Genomic DNA, 16,396 nt, shown 5'->3' with positions numbered 1-16,396 from the left:
TCACCTGCAAAATTGGAAGGAGGATGTCTGTTCCAGTGGTCGCCGAGGATCCGGCTTTGCCGGTCCCAGGGCGACGTCCCCCCGGTGGGGGGAAGCCGCGTCAGCGGCGCAGGGGGGTCTTCTGCAACCCCATGAACTTGGTCAGGATGCCGAGCATGACCTCGTCCGCCCCACCGCCGATGGACGCCAGCCGCCCGTCGCGGTACAGGCGCGAGACCTTGTTGTCCCAGGTGAAGCCCATGCCACCCCAGAACTGCAGGCAGGTGTCGGGCACCAGGCGGTTCAGACGCCCCGCCTTGAGCTTGGCCATGGTGGCCCACTCGGTCACGTCCTCGCCGGCCACGTAGTGTTCGCAGGCCATGTAGGTCAGCGCGCGCAGGCTTTCCACCTCGGTCTTGAGCTCGGCCAGTTTGAACTGCACCCACTGCTGGTCGGCCAGCGTGGCACCGAACAGCTGGCGCTCCTGCGCATAGTCCACCGTCCACTGGATGCAGTTGGTGAGGCTCTGCAGGCAGCTCGCGGCGCACCACAGGCGCTCTTCCTGGAACTGCTGCATCTGGTAGATGAAGCCCGAGCCTTCGGCGCCGATGCGGTAGCGCTGCGGCACGCGCACCTCGTCGAAAAACAGCAGGCCGGTGTCGCTGCTGTTCATGCCGATCTTTTTGATCTTCTGGCCGACCTCGAAGCCTTTGACGGTCTTGCCGTTCTCGCGCAGCGGCACCATGACCAGGCTCTTGTTCTTGTGCGCCGGGCCGTCGCTGGTGTTGACCAGCATGCACATCCAGTCGGCCTGCAGGCTGTTGGTGATCCACATCTTCTGGCCGCTGATGACGTAGTCGTCGCCGTCCTTGCGCGCCACGGTCTTGATGGCGGCCACGTCACTGCCCGCGCCCGGCTCGCTCACGCCGATGCAGCCGACCACGTCGCCCGCAATCGCCGGCGCCAGGAACTGTTCGCGCAGTTCGTCGCTGCCAAAACGCGCCAGGGCCGGCGTGCACATGTCGGTCTGCACGCCGATGGCCATGGGCACACCGCCGCAGTGGATGTGGCCCAGGGTCTCGGCCATGGCCATGCTGTACGAATAGTCCAGCCCCATGCCGCCATAGGCCTCGGGCTTGGTCAGGCCGAGCAGGCCGAGCTGGCCCATCTGCTTGAAGACCTCGTGCGCGGGGAAGATTTCGGCCGCCTCCCATTCGTCGACGTGCGGGTTGATCTGCTCGTCGATGAAGCGCTTGAGCGTCTTCTGGATCTCGCGGTGTTCGTGGGTGAACTGCATGGTGTGGTCTCCTGTGCGTTGAACCGTTCGCGCCGCTCGTTCTGGGCCGCCGCCCCGTTCGCCCTGAGCCTGTCGAAGGGCTCACCACCGTGCGGCGTGGGCGTCGACAGGTTCAGCCCGAACGGGCCGGGTCCCGGTCCGAACGGTTGTGTTGTCTACATACGCGCGACGCCAAACTGCATGGGCCGTGGCTGGCGCTGCGCCGCTTCGGCCACGGTGTCGAGGCAGAACGCCAGCACCGCACGCGTGTCGCGCGGGTCGATCACGCCGTCGTCGAGCACCAGGCCGCTGGTGCTGAAGGCGTCGGCCTGCGACTCGAACTTCTGCACGATGGCGTCGAACTGGGTTTTCATCTGCGCCTGCACCTCGGGCGTGTCGACCGGAATGCCTTTGCGCGCCAGCCCAGCCTCAGCCACGATCTGCATGGTCTTGGCGGCCTGCTCGCCGCCCATGACCGCGGTGCGCGCGCCCGGCCAGCTGAACAGGAAACGCGGCGCGTAGCCGCGGCCGCACATGCCGTAGTTGCCGGCGCCGAAGCTGGCCCCGCACTGGAGGGTGATCTGCGGCACGGTGGCGTTGGTCACGGCCTGGATCATCTTGCTGCCGTGCTTGATCATGCCGGCCTGCTCGCTGTCCTGGCCGACCATGTAGCCGGTGGTGTTCTGCAGGTAGATCAGCGGGTGGCCGAGCTGGCACATCCACTGGATGAAGTGCGTGGCCTTGTTGGCACCGGCCACGTCGATGGGGCCGTTGTTGCTGATGATGCCCACCGCGTGGCCGCCGATGTGCGCCTGGGCGCAGACCGTGGCGGCGCCGTAGAGCGCCTTGAACTCCAGCAGGTCGGAGCCGTCGCAGATGCGGGCCATGACCTCGCGCATGTCCACCGGCTCGCGGTGGTGCGGCGGCATCAATGACAGCAGGTCGTCGGCGTCGAAGCGCGGCACGGGTGCGGCCGGGCGCGGTGGCATCTGCCAGCCCGTACGCGCCACGATGTCGCGTGCGATGCCCAGGGCCTCGCGGTCGTCCTCGGCCAGGTGCTCGCCCAGGCCGGAGACCGATGTGTGCATCTCGGCCCCGCCCAGGGCTTCTTCGGTCGCCACCTCGCCGGTCGCGGCCTTGAGCAGTGGCGGCCCCGCGAGGAAAGCGCGCGAACGACCGCGCACCATGATCACGATGTCGCTCAGCCCCGGCATGTAGGCGCCACCGGCCGTGCCCGAGCCGTGCTGCACGGTGATCACCGGCAGGCCCGCGGCCGACAGGCGCGCCAGGTTGCGGAACAGACCGCCACCGAGCACGAAGCCTTCGACCTGGTACTTCATCAGGTTGGCGCCCGCGCTCTCGACCAGGTGCACGAAGGGCAGCCTGTTTTCCAGCGCGATGTCCTGCACGCGCAGGATCTTCTCCAGCCCACGCGGCTGGATCGCGCCGGCCTCGATGCCCGAGTCGCTGGCCACCACCATGCAGCGCACACCGCCGATGAAGCCGATGCCCGCCAGCACACCGCCGCCGGGCACGGACCGGTCGGGGTCCTGGCTGTCGTGCAGGAAGCCGGCCAGCGAACACAGCGGCAGATACGGCGCACCCGGGTCGAGCAGCAGGCCCACTCGCTCGCGCGGCAGCAGCTGGCCGCGCTTGTGGAACATGGGCAGGGACTTCGCCGAGGCCTGCGCGGCGCGGTCTTCCAGCGCACGCAGCTGGGTGATGCGCGCCAGCATGGCCTCACGCCGTTGCGCAGCCTGTTCGCTGTGGGGGTTGAACGTGGTGTCAAACATGGATGAACTCACTCCCCCGTTCGGGCTGAGCTTGTTGAAGCACCCGCGAGCCCTTCGGCGGGCTCAGGGCGAACGGTGTTTTTTTCATGACTGGAACACCTTGGGCGTGACCGCTCGGTGGAAGCCGTCAAAGGCCCGGACCGCCTCGCGCTGCTGCACCTGGTCGGACGCCGCCACCGGGCCCCAGCCCATGCGCACCTGCGGCCGCGCGCCATCCACGCGCAGCACCGTGCCGCTGACGAAGCTGGCCGCCGGCGAGAGCAGGTACACGATGGCGGCCGATGTTTCGGCCTCGTTGCCGAACCGGCCCAGCGGCACGGTCTGACGCATCTCGCGCAACATGGGCCCGGCCTCGGGCGGGTAGTGGTCCATGCCGCTGGAAGCGATGTAGCCCGGCGCCACCGCGTTCACACGCACGCCACTGCGGGCCCATTCCATGGCCGCGGTCTCGGTGAAGCTGACCATGCCGGCACGCGCCGCACCGCTGTGGCCCATGCCGGGCATGGAGCCCCACATGTCCGCCACGATGTTGACTATTGAGCCCCCGTGCGCCGCCATGCTTTGCAGGTAACACTCGCGCGCGACCAGGAAGCCGCCGGTGAGGTTGGTGTCGATCACCGCCTGCCAGCCCTTGGCGCTGATCTGTTCCAGCGGCGTCATGTACTGGCCGCCCGCGTTGTTGACCAGGCCGTCGATGCGACCGTGCGCGGCCACCACATCGGCGACCAGGGCCTTGACGCCGTCTTCCTGGCGGATGTCGCAGACGTGGAAAGTCACCCGGCCGCCGTCGGCCACGATCTCGCCCGCCGTGGCCTGCAGCTTCTCCAGGTTGCGCCCCACCAGCACCACCGTCGCGCCCAGCCGCGCGAGCTCGTGCGCGGCGCAGCGGCCGATGCCCGACCCGCCGCCCGTGACCATGACCACGCGGCCGGCGAACAGCCCGTCGCGGAACACCGACCGGTACTGAGGGCTCATGCCCGACCTCCGCCGGGCCGCCCCAAGGAGGTCGAGCCCCCTCGGGGGGCAGTGAGCGCAGCGAACGTGGGGGTCATTGAATTTCCTTCAGAAACAGTCGCAGCGCGGCCTCGGTCAGGTCGTCGAGCGAAGACCGGCGCCCCGGCTCGAACCATTGCACCGCCCAGTTGAGCGCGCCAAACATCATCAGCCGCGCCAGGCTCGGGTCGCCCTGCAGCTCGCCACGTTCGTGCAACGCCTGCAGCACCGGCACCCAGACCGCCTCGTACTCGCGCCGCAGCTCGTTGACGGCCTGGCGCTGAACTTCTGACAGCGAGCGCCACTCGTACAGCATCACCGGGATGAAGTCGCTGTCCGGGCCCAGCAGCACCTCCAGGTGGTTGCGCACCAGCACCCGCAGACAGTCGCGTGCGCTCAACGCAATGCCAGGGGAAGCCGCGGCTTGCATGGCACCCGACTGGCAGCTGGTGGCGCGCTGCATGCCTTCGAGCATGACGGCGGCGAGCAGCGCTTCCTTGTTTTCAAAGTGGTAGAAGGGGGAGCCCGAGCGCATGCCGGCGGCGGTGGCGATGTCGCGCGTGCTGGTGGCGGCAAAGCCTTGCTGGCGGAACAGGCGGGCCGCAGCGCGCAGCAGTTCCTGGCGGCGGTTGCCGTCGTCGCGTTCGTCGGCGGTTTTGCGGGGACGCCCGCGCGTGCGGCGGGCGGGAGAGTCGGATGCGACCGGTTCGTTCATGGGGCCACACCCTATCAGAGGCTTGTATTTTCAGCAAGCAAATGCTTTGTGAAAATGAAACCCCGCTGTTGCACAGCCGACCGCTCCCCAAGCGATGCCGCTGTGCGCCAAGGCGCCAGGCGCCAAGACACATCGATCAAACGGGAGTATTGTTAAGTGATTGGCTTATTTTTCAGAAACCTCGCAACACCTACACTCCCCCCGTTTTCGTTCATTCCTTTATCAGGAGACCCCTCATGAAAAAACTGCTTTCACTGCTGGCCGTGGTCATCACGCTCGGCCTGGGCACCGCCCATTTCGACGCCGAGGCCAAGCGCATCGGCGGCGGCCGGTCCCTGGGCATGCAACGCCAGGCCACGCCGCCAGCCCGCACGCCCGATGCCACCCCGAATGCGGCCCCGGCCGCCGCCGGTGCGGCCGGGGCCGCCGCTGCCGCCCCCAAGCGCAGCTGGATGGGCCCCATCGCCGGTCTGGCCGCGGGCCTGGGCCTGGCCGCGCTGGCTTCGCACCTGGGCTTTGGTGCCGAACTGGCCAACATGCTGATGATCGGTCTGCTGGTCATGGCGGTGATGGCGGTCATCGGCTTCGTCATGCGCAAGAAAGCCGCCCAGCAAGGTGGCGGCATGGCCTACGCCGGCGCACACGCGGGATCGGGTGCCGGTCAGCCAAACAACACCTTGCGCATCCCGCCCACGCAGCCCGCCACGCCGTCGTTCGGCCAGGGTGGTTCGATGATCGGCAGCGCGATCGGTGCCAACGCGCCCGCGCAAGCCCGCATCCCGGCCGACTTTGACGTCAACGGTTTCGTGCGCAACGCCAAGGTGCAGTTCATCCGTCTGCAGGCGTCCAACGACGCGGGCAACCTGGACGACATCCGCGAGTTCACCTCGCCCGAAATGTTCGCCGAGATCCAGATGGACATCCGCGAGCGCAACGGTGCCACGCAGGAGACCCGCGTGATGGACCTGAACGCCGAGGTGCTGGAAGTGGCCGAAGAGGGTGCGCGTTACGTGGTGAGCGTGCTGTTCACCGGCCGTGTGCAGGAAGACGGCGCCGCGCCCGACGACATCCACGAAGTCTGGCACCTGACCAAGCCCCTGGCGGGCAGCGGTGGCTGGGTGCTCGCCGGCATCCAGCAACGCTGAGCTGCCCCCGCGCTTTCTCTGCTCGCATGAGCGCCTCATTGCCCCGGCCTTGGCCGGGGCTTTTTTATGGGGCCAGCGCCTGCGCCGCGCCGACCGGTGCCCGCTGGGGCGCGGTGGTGAGCGTGAGCGGCCCGTACCAGGCGTCCACCGTGGCGCCGGTGTTGTTGGCATCGCTGAGTAGGCCGATGCCTTGCAGCGGGCCGGCGGTTTCGCCGAAGGCGTGGCGGAAGTCGGCCTGCACATCGCGTTCGATGTCCACCCAGCGCCCCAGGTGTGCCGGCCCACTCTCCACCACCAGTTGCCGGATGCGGGCGGTGTGCGGGTTGGCGATGACCGTGCCCACCGGGTAGCGGTTGTCCCAGACGTACATCAGCGTGGCGTAGGGCAGCGGCTCGCCGGTGACCAGCTGGGCCAGTTCCGACAGCAGGTGGTCGCGGGCCGTGAAGCGCCCGGCGCGGTCGCCGTCAAAGCTCAGCACCACGCGCGCGACCGCGTCGTCGATGCTGCTGTCGCACAGGTCGGCCGCGGCGTTGAGCCGGGGCACGAACCAGGCGAACCGCAGCACGTCCGCCGCCCGGCCGGGCGGCAGGGCCACGGCCTTGCGCAGGCTGCTGTTGCCGGCGGCGCTGTGGGCGTGCACCGCGGGCCGCCCGTGCAGGAGCACCGGCTGGTAGCGCGTGGGGGTGCGGTCGCCAAAGGTCTGGTGCACCCAGGCCGCACCGGCGGTGTCGGCCTCGATCTGTGACCGCAGGGCCCAGTCGGTCACCGGGAACGCGGCCACCCGCTCACCGGCGTCGCCGGTGCCTTCGGGCGGCCCGCCGGCACACCCCGCGAGCAGCAGACACAGGCCGGCCCGGCACAGCGCCGGCCACGGCCCGGTCAACAGGGGACCGCGCGCGCGTGTCACCGCTCAGCGCAGGCCCATGCAATTGGCGTAGAAGGTGGTGGTGGCGGGCCAGTCGGAGAACACCCCCATCACGCCCACCTCCTTGGCCAGCACGTGCAGGGCCTGCAGCATGTCGCCCTCGGTCTTCACGGCGCTGTCGAAGGTCTGGTGGTACCAGCCGTTGTTGCCGTCGGCCAGGATGCCCGAGCGTTCCAGCGTCCAGGTGATCAGGCCCAGGCCCGCGGCCTTGGCGTCTTTGGCGGCCTGAGAGGGCACGATCTGGCCGTTCTCGGCGGCCAGCAGCGCAAAGGTGGGCGGCGCCCAGATGTGGATGCCCCGGGTCTTGTAGCCCACCAGGGTGTTGTAGTCCGGCAGGTCGGCCACGGTGTTGGCGTCGTCCAGGTACACCGCCTGTTGGCCGAACGCGGCCTCGTGGTTCACCCAGTACAGCACGTCGTCGATGTTGAACGACTGGGGAAACACGTGGCGCGGATTCACGCCGGCGCGCTTGTACTCGTCGATCATCTTCTGCGCGTAGGCCTGCTGCGTGAAGCCGTCGAACGGCATGGTCACGCTGGCGCTCTTGAGTTCGGGCGTCATCTTCACGCCCAGCCGCTTGAACAGCTCGATCGATTCGGCGTGCGTCATCAGCGTGCCGCTGGTCGGGCCTGAATACAGGTCGGTGCGCCAGTTGGCGGTGCCGCCCAGGTACTGCTCGGGCGTGCGGGCGGCCGGGTTGAAGGCGTCCATCTTGCCGCGCAGGGTGCGGAACTCGGCCAGGGTGATGTCGCTGGTGCGGCACTCGGCCTTGGCGGGCGTGACCACCTTGCCGTCGGCGTCGAGCACGGCGGGCACGAAGGGCTGGGTGCACTTGGCGGCCAGCGGCGTGACCAGGATGTTGGTCGTCGTGTGCAGGTCGTTCTGCGCGTGGCGGCAGACCAGCGCCTTGTCCTTGGTGAAGGTGACGTCGCACTCGACGATGCCCGCGCCCATGCGCGCGGCCGCGGTGTAGGACTCGACCGTGTGCTCGGGAAACTGCATCGCCGCGCCACGGTGGCCGATGGAAAAGTCGCGCGGCGTGAAGTCGCCGCGGCGCGCGCAGCGCTGCAGGTCGCGCTTGAGCGGGCTCTCGGCCATGTCGTCGACCAGGAAGAACGGGCGCGGGCCGAGCTGGACATGGGTGGGACGCTCGGCCGGCGGCATCGGCGAGCGCGCCAGGGCAGACGAAGCAGCCAGACCCAGCAGGGCCAGACCCAGGACACGGGGCAGGTAGGACATGGGGATTCCCTCCGGTGGAATGAACGAATGATCGGCGGCGGATCGGCGCTCCAGGAATGGACGACCGACGGCCGGATCATCGGGAGGGGATGTGAAGGGGGTGTGACGGGAGGACAGCTGACGGCCAGGAGCAGCAGGTCGCCAGCGACGGCAATGTAGCAACGCAAAGATGGCGTCGGATCGCTCACACCCGCCCGCCCTGCCCGCGTATGCGCGGGCAACAGCAACTTTCATCGCCCTCTGCAAATCCCGAGACCGGCCAGGGTGCCTGGGATACCTCGATCTGGGGCGTCTCGACCGCTGCGCCGCGGTCGGTTGACCCAGCCCGATGCGTTCTCCGGCCGCACCATCGGTCTTGAACTCGGGGTCGGTTCTGCCGAAGCGGTGATGGCGCCGTGAGGACGCCGCCTGTCCCGCTGTCTCAAGGCGTGGCGATGCGTTCGTCGCGCCTTGACGCGATGCGCTCGGCGTGCCACCAGGCGAGCAGACGTTTGAAGTCGCCATCGAAGCCGACCTTGAGCAGCTTTTCGTGAATGGCCGAGCAGTTCGCCGCCTCGCCCACGTCGAGCAGGCGCTCGGTCGCGGCCCTGTCGCAGCGCAGGTAGGCCACCTTCAGATTGCGCACTTCGCGGTTGGTGGCCGCTTGGGTGCCGTTGTGCGGTTGCGCGTGCAGGTTCGAAGCAAGGGACAGGAGCAGAAGCAAGGCAGTGACGGGGGCTGCGATGGGCAGGGTACGGTTGTGGGTCATAGGGCCTCCGATGGCTGGTGAGTGCGTCGCTTCCATTGCGCACCCACAGCTCGCTCGCCGTCATGAAGGAACCAGCGCGCGTGGTGAAAAAGGCTGAAAATTCCTCCCCACAGGCCGAGGAGACCAGATGCAGGTTCGAGCCTCCCACCGTTTGCGCTTCGAAGAGTTCGATCTCGACGTCGGCTGCCGCACACTGCACCGGGCCGGTCGGAGGCTCGACCTTCGTCCGCGCAGCTTCGATGTGCTGGTCTACCTGGCCGAGGCCGCGGGCCGGCCGGTGGGCAAAGACGAGGTCCTGGCAGCCGTCTGGCCCGATGTCGTTGTCGGTGAGGAGTCGCTCACGCGCTGTGTCTCCGACATCCGGCAGGTGCTCGGTGAGCACGGGCAGCGCATCATCAAGACGCTGCCGCGGCGGGGGTATGTCTTCGCGGTTCCGGTCGAACCTGTGCCGCCTTCGCGCGCCGCCGATGCGGGGCCGCCCACACCCGCGGACGAAGCGGCAGTGCCATCCTCGTCGGATCGGGCGGCGATAGGGACGGTCGCGGGTAAGGCCGTCGTGCCGGTTCGGAGAGGCGCTGCTGCCGTCGCGCTCTGGATCGGCCTCGCGGCGGCCACCGTCGCTGCAGTGGCGTTGGCGTGGTGGTGGCAGCAGCGTAGCGCACCGGTGGCGCCACCCATGCTGCCTCGCATGTCGATCGTCGTGCTGCCCCTGGCAAGTGATGGCGGCGATCCGGCGCAGGACCGGCTGGCCGCCGTGCTCACCGACGAGATCACGGTCGACCTGTCACGCATTCCCGAGAGCTTCGTGATCGCCCGGGCGACCGCGGAAAGCTACCGCGGGCGCAGCGTCGACGCCCGTCAGGTGGGCCACGAGCTTGGCGTGCGCTACGTGCTCGACGGCGACCTGGTGCGCCTGGGTGACGCGGCGCGCCTGACCCTGCAGCTTGTCGACAGCGAGAGCGGGCTCACCCTGTGGGCCGATCGCATCGATGGCGAGCTGCCCGACCTTTCTGCGTTGTACCGCCGAGTGACAGGGACGGTGGCGAGGTCGCTGGACCTGAGGCTGCAGGAGGTGGAAACGTCACGAGCGCGAGCGAGGCCCCCCGCCGACGCGCAGGACCTGTTGCTGCAGGCGCGCTGGCTGCTGCTGCAGTTCAACCGGATGACGCCAGACTCGCTGCAGGAAGCGCGCCGGCTGCTCGAGCAGGTGAGCGCACGCGACCCGGGGTCGGCACTGGCCATTGCGCTGCTGGCACAGACCTACAACTACGACGTGTCGCAGCGTTGGCTGGGCCTGCGCGGCGCGACACGCGAACAGTGGCTGCAACAGGCGGACAGGCTCTCGGCGCAGGCATTCCAACTGGATCGTACCGATGCACGTATCGTCGGCGTGCGCGGTACCACGCTCGCGCTGGCCGGTCGCTCCGAGCAGGCGGTGGAGTTGCTCGAGCGCCAGATCGGACTCAACCGCAACGATGCCAGTGCCTGGTTCTGGCTCGGTTATGCCCGCTGCACACTCGGCCGGCAGGATGAAGCGATCGCCGCCCTCGAGCAGGCGCAGCGGCTCAGCCCGCGCGATCCGAATCTCAACGGCATCTTCGTCGTCACCGCGGCCGCGCATCTGTACCTGGGCCGCGACCGCGAAGCGCTCGAATGGGCGCAGCGCTCGGTGCTCGAACGGCCGCAGCACGCGGTGGCTCATTCGTGGGTCGCCGCGGCGGCAGCGAACCTGGGCGAGACGGAAACCGCGCGCGCGGCGCTGGCGGAGTTCAGACAGCGGCTGCCCGCCTACACCGTCTCGGCGTTCCGCGACGAGCGGCTTTGTGCGAACGACCTTTGCCGCGCCCAGCGCGAGCGTTACTACGCTGGGCTGGCGAAGGCTGGGTTGCCTGAATAGGTTGATGCCGCGCTGCGGGCCTTCGTCGGGTGGTTGGGCATGGGGCATATCGGCTGAGCGACCAGCGGATTTGTGGCGACAAGCTCAAGACAACGGAGGTCGCTGATGGGTCGCAAGCCCCGACCCGACACCCCGGGACTACCATCGATGGCCTGCCATCCCGGTCTCGTCATGCTGAACGTCCACACCCTGCGCACCCTGCTTCTGCCCCCTAGCTCCGGGCTGGAGCACCTGAGCGCGGCCAGCGGGCTGGTCCGGGTCGGACAGCGGCTGTATGTGATTGCCGACGACGAGCACCTGCTGGGGATGTTCGATCTTGCCGATGGGAAGTCGGGCGCGCTGCAGCCGCTGTTCGCGGGCGCGCTGCCCGCGACACACAGTGCCCGAAAGGCGGCCAAACCCGATCTGGAGTCGTTGACCTGGCTCCCGCCTTTTGCCGGCCATCCGCAGGGTGCGCTGCTGGCGCTGGGCTCCGGGTCGAGGCCACAGCGCCAGCGCGCGGTGTTGCTGCCGCTGGACACCGCGGGCACTCTCCGGGAGCCTGTGCTTGAGATCGATCTGTCGCCGCTGTACGCCCCGCTGGCGCTGCAACATCCGCAGCTGAACATCGAAGGCGCGTTCGTCTGCGGGGACCGCTTCTGCCTGCTGCAGCGCGGCAACGCGGCCACACCGGTGAACGCCCTGATTGTTTTCGACTGGTCCGCCACGAAGGCCTGGCTGTGCGGGCAACAGCCAGCGCCACCACCGTTGTCGAGCGCCCGCTTCGCGCTCGGCGAGCTGGACGGCGTGCCGCTGTGTTTCACCGACGGCGCGGCCTTGCCCGGGGGTGGCTGGGTGTTCAGTGCTACGGCGGAAGCGAGTGGCGACAACTACGCGGACGGTCCCTGCCGGGGCTCGGCGATCGGCTTGGTGGCGGACGATGGGCGCCTGCGCGGGCTGTGGCCCGTGTCGCTGCGCTGCAAGGTCGAAGGCGTCGCCGTCACCGTCGAGCACGAGGTGCTCCACTTGCTGCTGGTGACCGACGCCGATGATCGCGGAACGCCCGCCGCGTTGTTGTCGGCAACGCTGGACCTGAGCAAGTGGCCCTGACCTGACACCAGAACAGGTCAAGCATCAGGCCGCTTCGCCGGCCCTCTGCAGCAGCAAGGTTTTCTCCCGCTCGTTCCCAGCCAGGCCGGCGGCCCGCGCAAACGCCTCCCTCGCCGCCGCCCGCCGCCCCAGCTTGTCCAGCAGGTCGCCCTGCACCGCCGGCAGCCAGTGGTAGCGCTGCAGGGCCTTGTCCTGCAGCAGGGTCTCGACGATGGCCAGCCCGGCGGCCGGGCCTTCGGCCATGCCCACGGCCACCGCGCGGTTGAGTTCGACCACCGGCGAGGGCGCCACGCGCATGAGTTCGGCGTAAAGCGCGGCGATGCGGTGCCAGTCGGTGTCGCTGGCGCGGTGCGCGCGGGCATGGCAGGCGGCGATCTGGGCCTGCAGGCGGTAGCGGCCGGCCGGCTGGCCCAGCGCCTGCGCACGGTCCAGCGCGGCCAGGCCGCGGCGGATCAGCAAGCGGTCCCAGCGCCCGCGGTCCTGCTCGGCCAGCAGGATGGGGTGGCCCTCGCGGTCGGTGCGCGCCGCGGTGCGCGAGGCCTGGATTTCCATCAGCGCGAGCAACCCCAGCACCTCGGCTTCGTGTGGCGCCAGCCCGGCCAGCATGCGGCTCAGGCGCAGGGCCTCGTCGCACAGCGCGGGGCGCATCCAGTCGGCGCCGCTGGTGGCGGTGTAGCCCTCGTTGAAGATCAGGTAGACCACTTCGAGCACCGAACCCAGGCGCTCGGCGAGCTGCGCGCCATGCGGCACCTCGAACGGCACCTTCGCTTCGGTGAGCGTGCGTTTGGCGCGCACGATGCGCTGCGCCAGCGTCGCCTCGGGCACCAGGTAGGCGCGCGCGATCTCGCCGGTGGTCAGGCCGCCCAGCAGCTTGAGCGTGAGCGCCACACGCGCCTCGGTGGGCAGCACCGGGTGGCAGGCGGTGAACATCAGGCGCAGCAGGTCGTCGCCGAGGGCGGCGTGTTCGCGGGCCGCGTCCAGCGCGTCGCTGAAGTCGGGCACCACGTGCGTCTGCAGGGCCTCGGCGTCGGCGGCGATGTCACCGTGCCGCGCGTCGGCCATCTGGCGGTGGCGCAGGTGGTCGAGCGCGCGGTTCAGGGCGGTGGTCATGAGCCAGGCTCCGGGGTTGTGGGGCACGCCGTCCGCGGGCCAGCGCTCCAGCGCGGCCACCAGTGCGTCCTGCGCCAGCTCTTCGGCCACGCCCAGGTCGCGCACGCGCCGCGCCACCGCCGCGGTGATGCGGGCGGATTCGATGCGCCAGACGGCGGCGATGGTGTCGTGGACGGCGGAGTGCACGCGCGCAAGTCACATCTGTTCGGGCGCCGCGGATTCGTCCATCCAGAACACTTCCCACTGGTGGCCGTCGAGGTCGGCGAAACCGTCCTGGACCATGAAGCCGTAGTCCTTGGTGGCCGGAATCCGGGTCGCCCCGGCGGCCACGGCCTTGGCCATCACCGCTTCGACCTCGGCACGGCTGTCGACCGAAAGGGCCAGGATGACTTCGGTGCTTGTGTGCGCGTCGCTGATCGGCTTTGTGACAAAGCCCTGGAAGAAGGACTCGACCAGCAGCATGGCGTAGAAGTTCTCGCCGATTTCGAGGCAGGCGCCCTGCTCGTTGGTGAAGCGCGGGTTGAACGTGAGGCCCAGGGCCTTGAAGAAGGCCTGCGAGCGGGCCATGTCCTGGATGGGCAGGTTGACGAAAATCTGGCGGAACATGGGGTTCTCCTGAAAGGGTGGTGACGTGGGGCTCAGGCCTTTTCGGCGAGCTGCTTGAGGTTGGCGAGACCGGCTTCGAAGTCCTTGCCGATCATCTGGTCCATGTTGAAGAACAGGCCCATCAGCTTGGTGATGAAGGCGCTCGGCCCGTGCATGGCCCAGGTCACGCGGGTGCCGGCGCCGTCGGGAACCAGCGTGAAGTTGACCTCGTTGTGGCCCTCGAAGGGTTCCCACATGTCCAGCTGCATGGCAACGCTGGAGGGTGCAGAGGAATCCGTGATCGAGATGCGGCCCTTGCCCACCTCCTTGTTGCCCTGGAAGTTGAACACCGCACCCGGCCCGGCCTGTGGTCCGCTGTATTCGGCCTTCATCGCCGGGTCCTTTCGCGCGTAGGGGTTCCAGGTGTTGAAGGCCCGGAGGTCGTTGATGAGCGGGAACAGCCGCTCGGCCGGCGCCGCGATGGTGGTCGAGCGTTCGACGCGGAAGGTGTCGGGCCGGGTGGCGGCGACGATCAGCAGCAAAGCGATGGCCGCGACGACCACCAGCAGAACGGTCTTGATCACGCGGGGGGGCTCCTTCAGGCTTTGCCCAGGCCGTCGATGGCCCGCATTTTCTCCAGCACGGCGCTGGGCGGGAACTCGTCGAGCTCGATCAGCTGGCGCAGCTCGATCACCGCCGCCTGGCCTTTGCCCGCAGGGTTGGGATAGCGCCGGCTCCATTCCAGGGCCTCTTCGCGCGAGCGCACCTGGATCAGGGTGTAGCCGGCGATCAGCTCCTTTGCTTCGGCAAACGGGCCGTCCACCACCCGGCGGCCACCGGCCGCGTCGTAGTGGATGCGCCAGCCGGTGCGGCTGGGGTGCAGGCCGCTGCCATCGAGCAGCACACCGGCGCGGGCCAGTTCCTCGTGGTACGCGGCCATCTCGGCCATGAGTTCTTCGGGCGCCTCGGGGCTGACTTCGGCCTCGAAGGCGTCGCAGCTCTTGACGATGATCATGAATCGCATGGCGAACGTTCTCCGGTTTTCAGAATCCAGAACACCGCGGAACTGGCTTCGCCAGGCCGCAGGTGTTGCCCCTTGAGGGGTATGCGGCTACGCGAAGCGAGCAAGCAACGGGGTGGGTCACATCTTCGGCTGGAGCATGCTGTTGTGGTTGCCCTCGGTGTCGCGGAACACCACGTATTCGCCCACACCGGGGATCGCCATGGGCTCGCCGATCACCTCGCCGCCCGCGTCGCGCACCCGCTGCATCGCGGCACGGATGTCCGGCACACCGACCACCACCGAGGGGTGCTGCATCGGCCAGTCCGCCTTGAAGGGGAACAGGCCGCCGTTGATCGAGCCCAGCGCGGCCTCGGGCGGCATGGACGGGCGGGCACCGGCGGGCGCGGTGCTGACCAGCAGGTAGTCGCCCATCTCGGGGCCCAGGAACTGGTGGGTCCAGCCGAAGGCGGCGGCGTAGAAGCGCGCGGCGCGCTCGCGGTCCCGGTAGGGCATCTCGAAATGCACGACGGAACACATCGGAACGGGGGTGGTGGTCATGGGACTCTCCTCAGGTGGGGGTTTCACAAACCGCTTTCAGCGCCTGCAAGGCCTGGGGCCAGGTCTGCGCCATCCAGTCGGCGTAGGTGCCGAACACATCAACATCGACGCGCACACGGGTGCCACCGGCTTCGTCGGCAAACGTGTAGTTTTCAAAACACGGGGCCCAGGCGCGCACGGCCTCGCTGGTGGTGTCTTCCACCCCGTTCTGCACCATGCCGAGGTGGCGGATGGACACGAACTCGGCCGGCCGGTGTTCGGCGATCTCGGCCAAGATGCCATCGCCGTTGGGTGCGCAGAAACGGATGGGAGTTCCGGCGTCCCAGGACCCCTCGTAGCGCGAGCCCTCGCAGAAGGCCGCGGTCCAGCGCTCGTAGCCGGGCGAGAACAGCATGCAACGCCAGACCTGCGGGCGCGGCGCGTGAATCAGGATGTCGTGGTGCTGGGTGGTCATGGCGGGCTCCTGGCGAGGTGTCATCGCTACGACGAAGCAGCGTGCGGGTTTTCGACCGTTGGCCGGTCTCGGGAAAACCCTGATTCGAAAGCGGTCCCCACGCCCGGCCCGCGGTGGGGGGAACCGAGCATGGTGCAATGGCACTTCACGGTGACCCATAGGAGACCGACAGGAGACCACCATGACCCCCGATTTCGACACGTTCAAGAGCGCGGCCCTGGCCGAAGGTTTTGACGAGGTGCTGGAGCGCGTGTGGGCGCCCGACACGGTGCTGGACACGCACACCCACCCGTTCGCGGCGAAGGCGCTGGTGGTGCAGGGCGAGATGTGGCTGACCACGGGCGACACGACCCAGCACCTGGTCCCGGGCGACCTGTTCGAGCTCGAACACAGCGAGCCGCACAGCGAGCGCTACGGCGCCGAGGGCGCCATCTACTGGGTGGCCCGCCTCAACACCTGAAGCGGGTCAGACCGAGGCCTTGTCCTCGAAACAGGGGGCCAGCGCCCGCACCTCCACCGTGCACCACTGCGCGGCCGGGCAGGCGTGGGCATACGCCAACGCCTCCTCACGCGTCACGTTCTGCAGCAGAAAGAAGCCGCCCACCATTTCCTTGACCTCGGCAAACGGGCCGTCCAGGGTCTGGGCGGGGCCCCGGGCGTGGCTCACGCGCACCGCCGTGTCCAGCCCGGCCAGCGACGCCACCGCCTGCAACTGACCGCGCGCGGCGATGCCCTCGCCAAACGCCTCCATGGCGGCGTAGGCGGCACGGCCCTCGGCCTCGGTGCGGGTGGCGCGCTGGCCGACGGGTTCATGGATCAAAAGCATGTAGGCCATGGGCAAACCTCTGCGGTGGCGGGTGAGGCGGTGGTGAGACCCCCGACAATAC

Annotated in this window: 18 protein-coding genes; 4 read left to right on the top strand and 14 right to left on the bottom strand. The window is 68.8% G+C overall.

Features of this window, described 5'->3' with window-relative positions; translation table 11 throughout:
- Positions 1-100 precede the first annotated feature (100 nt).
- From RMP09_RS16410 to RMP09_RS16395, 4 genes are all read right to left on the bottom strand, one after another.
- Positions 101-1,276, bottom strand: coding sequence for an acyl-CoA dehydrogenase family protein (locus RMP09_RS16410; protein WP_310567058.1), 1,176 nt, complete (start codon positions 1,274-1,276; stop codon positions 101-103).
- Between the two features lie 155 nt (positions 1,277-1,431).
- Positions 1,432-3,048, bottom strand: coding sequence for an acyl-CoA carboxylase subunit beta (locus tag RMP09_RS16405; RefSeq protein ID WP_310567057.1), 1,617 nt, complete (start codon positions 3,046-3,048; stop codon positions 1,432-1,434).
- Between the two features lie 84 nt (positions 3,049-3,132).
- Positions 3,133-4,023: an SDR family oxidoreductase gene (locus RMP09_RS16400; RefSeq protein ID WP_310567056.1), complete on the bottom strand. Its 891-nt coding sequence runs from the start codon at positions 4,021-4,023 to the stop codon at positions 3,133-3,135.
- A gap of 73 nt (positions 4,024-4,096) precedes the next feature.
- Positions 4,097-4,756, bottom strand: coding sequence for a TetR/AcrR family transcriptional regulator (locus tag RMP09_RS16395; protein ID WP_310567055.1), 660 nt, complete (start codon positions 4,754-4,756; stop codon positions 4,097-4,099).
- Positions 4,757-4,992: 236 nt separating this feature from the next.
- Between RMP09_RS16395 and RMP09_RS16390 the strand changes: the two genes are divergently transcribed.
- Positions 4,993-5,901 carry a Tim44 domain-containing protein gene (locus RMP09_RS16390; RefSeq protein WP_310567054.1) on the top strand — a complete coding sequence of 303 codons (909 nt, stop codon included), beginning with the start codon at positions 4,993-4,995 and terminating at the stop codon, positions 5,899-5,901.
- Positions 5,902-5,965: 64 nt separating this feature from the next.
- Here RMP09_RS16390 and RMP09_RS16385 read toward each other — a convergent pair whose 3' ends face one another.
- The 3 genes from RMP09_RS16385 to RMP09_RS16375 form a co-directional block, all read right to left on the bottom strand.
- Positions 5,966-6,784: a DUF3047 domain-containing protein gene (locus tag RMP09_RS16385; RefSeq protein ID WP_310567053.1), complete on the bottom strand. Its 819-nt coding sequence runs from the start codon at positions 6,782-6,784 to the stop codon at positions 5,966-5,968.
- 27 nt (positions 6,785-6,811) lie between these two features.
- The gene (locus tag RMP09_RS16380) at positions 6,812-8,065 is read right to left on the bottom strand and encodes a glycerophosphodiester phosphodiesterase family protein (protein WP_310567052.1); all 1,254 of its coding nucleotides are present in this window, start codon (positions 8,063-8,065) and stop codon (positions 6,812-6,814) included.
- 421 nt (positions 8,066-8,486) lie between these two features.
- Positions 8,487-8,813 (bottom strand): hypothetical protein, encoded by a 327-nt coding sequence (locus tag RMP09_RS16375; protein WP_310567051.1) that lies wholly within the window; start codon positions 8,811-8,813, stop codon positions 8,487-8,489.
- A 127-nt stretch (positions 8,814-8,940) separates the two neighbouring features.
- Here RMP09_RS16375 and RMP09_RS16370 point away from each other — a divergent pair, with 127 nt between their 5' ends.
- Together RMP09_RS16370 and RMP09_RS16365 are read left to right on the top strand one after the other, a co-directional pair.
- Entirely contained in the window at positions 8,941-10,710 is a 1,770-nt protein-coding gene (locus tag RMP09_RS16370; protein ID WP_310567050.1) for a winged helix-turn-helix domain-containing tetratricopeptide repeat protein, read from the top strand.
- A gap of 171 nt (positions 10,711-10,881) precedes the next feature.
- Entirely contained in the window at positions 10,882-11,799 is a 918-nt protein-coding gene (locus tag RMP09_RS16365; RefSeq protein WP_310567049.1) for a DUF6929 family protein, read from the top strand.
- 24 nt (positions 11,800-11,823) lie between these two features.
- Here RMP09_RS16365 and RMP09_RS16360 read toward each other — a convergent pair whose 3' ends face one another.
- The 6 genes from RMP09_RS16360 to RMP09_RS16335 all read right to left on the bottom strand — a co-directional run bounded on the left by RMP09_RS16360 (position 11,824) and on the right by RMP09_RS16335 (position 15,509).
- Positions 11,824-13,095, bottom strand: coding sequence for an RNA polymerase sigma factor (locus RMP09_RS16360; protein WP_310567048.1), 1,272 nt, complete (start codon positions 13,093-13,095; stop codon positions 11,824-11,826).
- Positions 13,096-13,104: 9 nt separating this feature from the next.
- Positions 13,105-13,515, bottom strand: coding sequence for a glyoxalase/bleomycin resistance/extradiol dioxygenase family protein (locus RMP09_RS16355; RefSeq protein ID WP_310567047.1), 411 nt, complete (start codon positions 13,513-13,515; stop codon positions 13,105-13,107).
- Between the two features lie 32 nt (positions 13,516-13,547).
- The gene (locus tag RMP09_RS16350) at positions 13,548-14,078 is read right to left on the bottom strand and encodes an SRPBCC family protein (protein WP_310567046.1); all 531 of its coding nucleotides are present in this window, start codon (positions 14,076-14,078) and stop codon (positions 13,548-13,550) included.
- Positions 14,079-14,092: 14 nt separating this feature from the next.
- A complete protein-coding gene (locus tag RMP09_RS16345) occupies positions 14,093-14,518 on the bottom strand; it encodes a YciI family protein (RefSeq protein ID WP_310567045.1) in 426 nt (141 codons plus the stop codon).
- 117 nt (positions 14,519-14,635) lie between these two features.
- Positions 14,636-15,055 (bottom strand): VOC family protein, encoded by a 420-nt coding sequence (locus RMP09_RS16340; RefSeq protein ID WP_310567044.1) that lies wholly within the window; start codon positions 15,053-15,055, stop codon positions 14,636-14,638.
- Positions 15,056-15,065: 10 nt separating this feature from the next.
- A complete protein-coding gene (locus RMP09_RS16335) occupies positions 15,066-15,509 on the bottom strand; it encodes an SRPBCC domain-containing protein (protein WP_310567043.1) in 444 nt (147 codons plus the stop codon).
- Positions 15,510-15,690: 181 nt separating this feature from the next.
- On the opposite strand from RMP09_RS16335, the gene RMP09_RS16330 reads away from it, so the two are divergent.
- Positions 15,691-15,969, top strand: coding sequence for an AraC family ligand binding domain-containing protein (locus tag RMP09_RS16330; protein WP_310567042.1), 279 nt, complete (start codon positions 15,691-15,693; stop codon positions 15,967-15,969).
- 6 nt (positions 15,970-15,975) lie between these two features.
- Here the strand turns inward: RMP09_RS16330 and RMP09_RS16325 are convergent, their stop codons facing one another.
- On the bottom strand, positions 15,976-16,344 hold the full coding sequence (locus RMP09_RS16325; protein ID WP_310567040.1) for a YciI family protein: 369 nt from the start codon (positions 16,342-16,344) through the stop codon (positions 15,976-15,978).
- Positions 16,345-16,396: the final 52 nt, after the last annotated feature.

Origin of the sequence: Hydrogenophaga sp., from assembly GCF_031426985.1 — a bacterium.
Lineage (GTDB): Bacteria > Pseudomonadota > Gammaproteobacteria > Burkholderiales > Burkholderiaceae_C > Hydrogenophaga.
This window is presented reverse-complemented; position numbering and strand designations above follow the sequence as displayed.